The 6,737-nt window shown below is 36.7% G+C and carries 13 protein-coding genes; all 13 read right to left on the bottom strand.

The window, feature by feature from the left end; all coding sequences use genetic code 11:
• Window positions 1–283: 283 nt before the first annotated feature.
• The 13 genes from DTK66_RS01225 to DTK66_RS01165 all read right to left on the bottom strand — a co-directional run bounded on the left by DTK66_RS01225 (window position 284) and on the right by DTK66_RS01165 (window position 6,703).
• A complete protein-coding gene (locus DTK66_RS01225; protein ID WP_063164230.1) occupies window positions 284–463 on the bottom strand; it encodes a hypothetical protein in 180 nt (59 codons plus the stop codon).
• Between the two features lie 1,181 nt (window positions 464–1,644).
• Window positions 1,645–2,046 carry a hypothetical protein gene (locus DTK66_RS01220; RefSeq protein WP_191667513.1) on the bottom strand — a complete coding sequence of 134 codons (402 nt, stop codon included), beginning with the start codon at window positions 2,044–2,046 and terminating at the stop codon, window positions 1,645–1,647.
• Between the two features lie 20 nt (window positions 2,047–2,066).
• A complete protein-coding gene (locus tag DTK66_RS01215; protein ID WP_191667512.1) occupies window positions 2,067–2,468 on the bottom strand; it encodes a hypothetical protein in 402 nt (133 codons plus the stop codon).
• A complete protein-coding gene (locus DTK66_RS01210) occupies window positions 2,465–3,487 on the bottom strand; it encodes a hypothetical protein (protein ID WP_191667511.1) in 1,023 nt (340 codons plus the stop codon). Before DTK66_RS01210 ends, DTK66_RS01215 begins: the two co-directional genes overlap by 4 nt.
• A gap of 4 nt (window positions 3,488–3,491) precedes the next feature.
• Window positions 3,492–3,677 (bottom strand): hypothetical protein, encoded by a 186-nt coding sequence (locus DTK66_RS01205; protein WP_182602931.1) that lies wholly within the window; start codon window positions 3,675–3,677, stop codon window positions 3,492–3,494.
• Window positions 3,678–3,680: 3 nt separating this feature from the next.
• Window positions 3,681–4,145, bottom strand: coding sequence for a hypothetical protein (locus tag DTK66_RS01200; RefSeq protein ID WP_191667510.1), 465 nt, complete (start codon window positions 4,143–4,145; stop codon window positions 3,681–3,683).
• Complete coding sequence (locus DTK66_RS01195) at window positions 4,136–4,420, bottom strand: hypothetical protein (RefSeq protein ID WP_191667509.1); 285 nt, start codon at window positions 4,418–4,420, stop codon at window positions 4,136–4,138. Before DTK66_RS01195 ends, DTK66_RS01200 begins: the two co-directional genes overlap by 10 nt.
• Window positions 4,413–4,685 carry a hypothetical protein gene (locus DTK66_RS01190; protein WP_191667508.1) on the bottom strand — a complete coding sequence of 91 codons (273 nt, stop codon included), beginning with the start codon at window positions 4,683–4,685 and terminating at the stop codon, window positions 4,413–4,415. Before DTK66_RS01190 ends, DTK66_RS01195 begins: the two co-directional genes overlap by 8 nt.
• 172 nt (window positions 4,686–4,857) lie before the next feature.
• Window positions 4,858–5,172 carry a hypothetical protein gene (locus DTK66_RS01185; protein WP_063164222.1) on the bottom strand — a complete coding sequence of 105 codons (315 nt, stop codon included), beginning with the start codon at window positions 5,170–5,172 and terminating at the stop codon, window positions 4,858–4,860.
• Window positions 5,173–5,185: 13 nt separating this feature from the next.
• Window positions 5,186–5,323: a hypothetical protein gene (locus tag DTK66_RS01180; RefSeq protein ID WP_181388532.1), complete on the bottom strand. Its 138-nt coding sequence runs from the start codon at window positions 5,321–5,323 to the stop codon at window positions 5,186–5,188.
• A 43-nt stretch (window positions 5,324–5,366) separates the two neighbouring features.
• Window positions 5,367–5,642 carry a helix-turn-helix domain-containing protein gene (locus DTK66_RS01175; RefSeq protein ID WP_191667507.1) on the bottom strand — a complete coding sequence of 92 codons (276 nt, stop codon included), beginning with the start codon at window positions 5,640–5,642 and terminating at the stop codon, window positions 5,367–5,369.
• 19 nt (window positions 5,643–5,661) lie between these two features.
• Window positions 5,662–6,279 carry a BRO-N domain-containing protein gene (locus tag DTK66_RS01170; protein WP_191667506.1) on the bottom strand — a complete coding sequence of 206 codons (618 nt, stop codon included), beginning with the start codon at window positions 6,277–6,279 and terminating at the stop codon, window positions 5,662–5,664.
• 67 nt (window positions 6,280–6,346) lie between these two features.
• Entirely contained in the window at window positions 6,347–6,703 is a 357-nt protein-coding gene (locus tag DTK66_RS01165; RefSeq protein ID WP_191667505.1) for a hypothetical protein, read from the bottom strand.
• Window positions 6,704–6,737 lie beyond the last annotated feature (34 nt).

The raw sequence follows: 6,737 nt of genomic DNA, 5'->3' as shown, positions 1-6,737 counted from the left end.
GACGATAACTAAGAGCAGCTTAATAGACTGCTCTTTTTTTGATACCATCATTTACCATCATTTTTAAACTCATCAAGGCATTTTTGATGCCATCATTTGCCATCATCATATTTAAAAATATGCGAGCATTTGTAGGTATTTTATCCTACCATTTCCTACCATTTTTAAACTTGGCTAAGTATTTCATAATGCTACCATTTGCAACCATTCTTCAGCAAAGTGATAATATTAGATTATTGAGTGGTACAAAATAAAAGGGCGGTCTAGTTGTCTAGGTCGTCCTTTAGTTAATTAACTTGGCTTTTTGCTCCTGCGCTAATTGAATTAAATTATCTAAGTCTTTTAAGCTGGCGTAATGTTTAATAAAGGTTCTAGCATTTGACCGATATTGATAAAGTCTATTCTTTTCTGGGTGTCGTTTGGCGTATCGTCTTGTAGCTCGCATTTGTGCTTGTGTAACCATGAAAAACATCCCCTTAAATTGCATATAGTGTAATATAGTGTCTTATAGCGTAAAGTTATATCTTGTATAGTTATATGCACATGTTATAATTATTTATGTAAAAAGGCGTTAAGTGCTCCACCACCTAACGCCCGATGGTCTACAAACAGAAGAACGTTAATAAAAGCACTTAGGCTATTGCTTGAGTGCTTTTATTATTAGCGCAATTCCACGACAAACCCAATAAAAAGCTTGCGAGAGTATTAACGCTGAAATAGCAAACGCCGTTATATTCTCCTGCTTGGTAGATAACAAAACATAGGCCAACGCCTCCTGTGGTCTACCATGTAATTGGTAACGCTTGGCCGTTGCCTGTATTCCATCTAGGTAAATTCAAGGATAGCTACTCCCTCTCGTTTGCCATGCTTATATTATATATAACTATCATAAGCATATTCAATAACAGGTGAGCTTTTAACGTTAATTGCTAACTGCTAAAATAAATTCATGCCCTTTTTAGGGTAAATAAAATCATGTGATATAATGAATTGCTTTAAGTTTGTATCTAAGGGCGTTCTCGTGGTGAGGACGTCTTTTTTTATGCTTTTTATTAATCAGGCTTTTATCTGAGGTTTTTTGAGGTTATCAAATGCATTGTAGTAGTTTTATTCCCACATTTTCCTATCTGTTTAATCTCTAGCTAACTCTATAAGAAATTTGGCAGCCGAAAATTCAGCTGCCAATTATTCCATGTTCTCTATTTTTCGTTTTAAAGCTATCTGAGCTATTTTAAACTCGAAAGGATAAATTATACCTATTGCTACTTATTCGTTTTAAAACAGCCCTAATTTTTGAAATAAACGTGTGTTCCGTCTTAACTTGATAGATAGCAATTAAAAACAAGTGCCTTTTCCGACGAAAATTACTTTTAAAATTAATCAAAATGCATAAATAGCAACTAAAATCAGCTTTATATTTCTGTCGCTTGCTTTTTCGTCCAATCGGTAATGAAAAATTACAGTTGAGCTATTGATATATCAGCATTTTGGCTAGTAAAGCATTGCACGCTTTTTGCTTCCTTTTCCTCCGAGTAAATAAAAAACATCCCCTCTATATCGCTGTATTAACGGCAAAGAGAGGATGTTATTTTTCGTAGGTCATACTCTTTTAAGACAGACGATAAGGCTAAAAATGCTTGTTAATTAATGCCATTCATTATGGTCTAGGCTGTTCACCTTATCCAATAGACTTTGAGCGTTTTCTTTCTGCTCCTGTGTTGCTGTAGGGTCATTTAGTATTGTAGTAGCTATCACTCTTACAGCGTAACAGTCCATGAGTACTTGATTGTTCTGTACTTTGAAATGTTCATCTGGAATATGAGCCACAAGAGGATTTTCAGCTTTAAAGCGTTCAATTGGATTGTTCCCGGCTACTTCTACTAAACCCTTGTCAATTGCTTGTTGAGTAGGATTGCCTAACTCGTCAATCATCCCCTCATCAACTAGCATTTTATAGAGTTTGTCCTTGTTAGGATGTAAGCCAATAGAAAGAAAATGACTATAGGATTGCTCAACTAACGGTGGGTATTTGATATTAAAATTCATTGTTTATTTGTCCTTTCTTTTTAAGGGTGTCTAACCTGCCCAAACTGCTTCAAATATTTATTAGCTAATTTATCTTTTGTTTTGCTTTCCTCACCATTGCTACTTAGATAATCATTTCTGATTATCTCTAACTGCTCATGAAGTGAGTTAGAAAGTTTCTTGGCTTTTATTAGTTGCTGATTGTATTTAATTATTAATTGCCTGTTTTGTTTGAGTAGGGTAGGCGTTTGATGTTTGAAAATACCTAGACCATCAACAAAATACAAGTGGGTAAATGGTATCTTGATTAAGCTATCGTTTAATTGCTCCTCGTTGGCTTGTATTAGGTTGTCTAATCGTTTAATATCATTCATCAATTTAGTATAGCTCTCATATCCAGCACTAAAGTTAGAAAGGCTTCTCTCAAATTCTGTTAGGTTCATGAATGTATCACCTCTGTGTCTTGGTCATCACTGGAGGATTGTTCCAATGTTTGCTTGGTGTACTCGGGTAGGTGCTGTATTAATAGCTTGGCTAATGATTGTTCATTTTGATATTGTGGCATTTGATTAGCAACGTTCATAATGTTATCAATTCCTAATTGGATGTCCTCAATTTCATAGCCGTTATGGATTAACATATCAAAAACATCAGCAAGCCTTTTATTGTCTTTGGGGATGTCAGTAGGTGATATACCGTTTAAGTAGTTGAATAGACTGTTAATGTTATCTTGGTTGGCTCCACTATCTACTGCACTGTTTCCTCCATTCTCTGTAGTAGCATTATTCTCTATAGAGGAAGTAGAACTGCCGTCGTTAAGAAGAATTTCCCCCATACCCCCATTAGAAGAACTATTTATATACTTGTAGTTATTTTCTTTGTTGATCTTTTCTTTGCTGTTCTGAGCTGTACTGTACTGTTCTAGTCTACTCTTATCTATACTATTCTTATCTATACTAGGTGACCCTTTAGTAATCTTTTTGTTTACGTTAGGTTTACCGTTCGTTACCTTTTGGGTTACCACACCTTTCAAACGCTGTTGTTGCAAGGCTTTAAGATTTATCTGTCTGTTGCGATTTTTTCTCTCTACCCAATCATCTAATGGCAAGGCAATATTTCTATCTTCTGCGTTTATTGTGTATTTAAAATCAATTCTGATAAATACCTTACTGGATAAATCGAGAAAAGAAGTTCTAGAATAGTGATTTAATAATTGAGTATTTAGCCAGTCAACAATCAAGTAAACTCCCTCAACATTAACAATAAGCCCCGCCTGTTCCAATTCGCTATAGTTTTCAGCGGTTGCTTTATCCATCAAATTAATTAAAGAAACATCAGAACAAAAGCCATCATCATCAGCATATAGCACTAAATCATCGTAAAGAATTTTACTTACAGGCGATAAAGTCAAAAAGCGTCCGTCTTGGTGTATTGACTTACTAATCATTCTTCTTTGTGCCATTATTTTAATCCTCCTCTTGGTAAACATTAGTTACACGGATAGCCTTAAAAGGAATTAGCAAGTCATCATCTTTACTTAGATAATAAGGGGTACTATCACGCCAATATATCCGCTTGCTAATTTCATTCCCTGTCGCAAAGTCATTTAATATCAAATTTCCATCTTGATTAGTTGCTTGAAGCAATTTCATTACTCATCCCTCCATATTCTTATAGCTTAATTGACCATCAACAAATAGCTTTGTTAAAGCGATAAGGCGTTTAAGTATTTCTTTATCGTTATTTGTGACTTGTTCAATGCGCTCTACAATCTTTTGGCGTTCTCGCTCTTTGGCTTTGTTGTGCGCTAAGTAATTCGGATTATCAAGCGACTTCATAACGAAATACAAGCGAGTGGTATTTTTATCATCATTGCCTGTTAGCAAGGACAACTTAGAATATAAGTCACCATTGAAGCCATCTAAGTAAACTAAAAAGGTGTGAACTTGCTTAATATCATCCCCAACGAACTTACTAATACGGGTGGCAAGTTCTGTTGGTTCTTTGCTGTTCTCGGTGTCTTTAAGATATGAATACCACGAGAGCAGGGCGAGGTAAGTAGTTTTCATGTCCCAACGTTCACGGTGTCCGTCTGGTGCCGTAAGAGTAACTAGTTGCATTCTGTGTCACCGCCTTTGAGTTCAAGGGTCGCTAATCGTTGCAATGCTTCTAAATCATTATCATTTAGGCGCTCTAAACACTCATGTAAAGCGCTGATAATATCTTGCTGATACTTAACCGTTAAGACTAGGCTGATTAAATCATTGTGAGTGTAATCATCCTTTAAGCATGGAGCTAAAAAATCATTGAGCCTTTCGTGATAATCAATTAGGGATGAAATTAAGCCGTTCATGGTTTTGTGGTCTGCTATAAGTTCATCTATACTTTTAGTCATTGTTGACACCGCCTTTTAGTAATTCGTTAGCAACTAATTCAACTTGATTTTGTGCTTTTTCTGTTGTGCCAATCGTAGCAGTAGCCAACGCAAGTAATTTATTTGCTAATCGCTTTGCTTGCCACTTTTTACCTTCGTCAGCACTTGGATATTCAAAGAAAAGCGCAATGTCATTTTCTACTAAGTCATTGATTGTTTGTGATAGTCCTAAGATGGTATCAAGGATAATTCTAACTTCCTCTACCTGGTCACTAGTTTTCTTCATGTTCTTATTCCCTCCATTTGTTGGGGATGTTCCCCGTCTTAAACACTGAAATATGTTAGAATAAGCAAAGCAACGGGCTTTAATCCGTTGTGCTTATTCTTTTGTCGCTGTTAAATGCTAACTAATTTGGTCGTTGGGTAGCATTTGACGGCTTTTTTATTTTGTCTGAACATTATTCTTCACTTTCTAATTCTGCGTTACTAATTGCCTGCGCCCTTTTACTCATCATTGCTATTTGTGAGGTAAGCGGTGCTAAGGCTTGTTGTCGCTCCTTGTCATTGGTGATGATGAAATATCCGTTGTTAGGATGTTCATATCTAGCACCAATTGGCTGATGGTGAATTACGATTAAACGATTGATAATTCCTCTAACTCTGCGATTACTCCATCCAGTAAGTTTCACTAATTCTTTAAGTGGTCGTGGCTGTTCAATTCCTTTAGGCAACAAGTCCAATAGTTGTTGTTCTTCTTTGTCTAATTGTTTCATTGGCTTCATTCCTTTACTTGATTAACTGAGCGATTAAATTCATTGCTACGAGTACAACAGGCAAGGTAGCAAGGTAAGCCCATAGCCGTTCGCTTGGTGCTGTGTTCCAGTAGCTTAATATGTGTTTATCGATAGTTGCTAAAAGCTTCATGATGTTAATTCCTCCAATATCCACGCTGGCAAGCTGATATTATTTATTTTTCGTGCTGGATTAAAAACTCATCTAAGGCTTTTCGTCTGAAACGACTTACGCCATCGATCTGGATAGCGGGGATGTCGTACTTCTTAATCCATGAATTAAAGACACCCCGTGATACGCCACAATAGGCGCTAGCTTCTCCCTTGTTTAGATAAGGTGGGAAGCTGTTTTTAGTTTGAACATCTTTAATAGCTTCACTGAGTGCCTCCCCAATCATTGCTTTGGTTGCTTCCTGTAAATCATTTGGCAACTGCACTTGTAAACTTTCCATCTTCTCAACTCCAATACTGCTATTTATGCTTTTCTAAGTTGTTGTAAATTGTCTTTGACACTGAAATATCAAGCCCGAACCGCCGTTTAACATTCATTAAGTCCACTACGTCATTCAAGATAGTAGGACGATCGTGCTTCATTTCTTGGGTCATTTGTTCCTTGCTAATCATCTTTGGCAAACCATATTTATTGGCAACTGCCTTATTAGTAATGGTGTTAGCTTTGATGTAATCAACTTCATTGTTAGCGTCTAGCCGTTGCATTGCTTGTTTCTGAATGCGAGTATCAAGCATTTTGAAGGCTTCATATTCTTTTAGCCCCGCTTGTTTTCGTAATTGCAGAATAGTCTTAAATACCCAGTCTTTGAAATTTTCGGCTTCTGGTTTATGACTGCCGAATACTGCTTGATAGATACCAATTTCTTTTAGCAGGATAAAGACACGTCCTTGACCTGATACCCCGTTTCGGGGCACCAGCTTTTTAACTTGGTATTTTTTAGGAATGCGCCTTAATAGTCGTTCGGTACTTACATAATCAAGCGCCTTTGAAACATCTGCGGTAATTGCTAACCATTCACCGTTTACTTCAACAAAACGGATAGGGAAGCCGTTCCATTTTTCCACTCGTAATTGCATTCAAAACATCCCCTTACTTGTACTGTGTTTTTGAGAGCTCTTTTGTTAATGTGTGTAATTTATCGAATTAACTAGGTTGTGTTATTTCTGTTAAGTCTTGACTAGCTCTACTTGGAAATATTGGGGTTTTATTTACATTGTGGTGTCGTTCTTTTTGAAATTCAGATAATTTTTTTCTTTGCTTTTCTGAAATACTTTTACGGATTGAAACTACTCCGTTATCAATATCACCCTCTAACATGATTAATTGACCTGCCGAGTTGTACCCTTTGCGTTGGGGATGAGTTACATACTTCTCATACTTTCTAGCGTGCTTGGGTTCGTCCGTGTAAATGTGCCACGTCTCTGTCTGGCGGTCGTAAGAAATAATTGTCTCTCGCTCCTCAAGGGGAGCTGTTTTCATATTTCGCTTAACTTCTGTCATTCCTTGTCACCTCTACTTGTCTTGTGTTGCTACT

This window comes from Limosilactobacillus walteri, from assembly GCF_014830205.1.
In the GTDB taxonomy this organism is placed as follows: Bacteria; Bacillota; Bacilli; order Lactobacillales; family Lactobacillaceae; genus Limosilactobacillus; species Limosilactobacillus walteri.
Note: the sequence above shows the minus strand (reverse complement) of the source record. Positions and strands in the feature narration are given on the sequence as shown.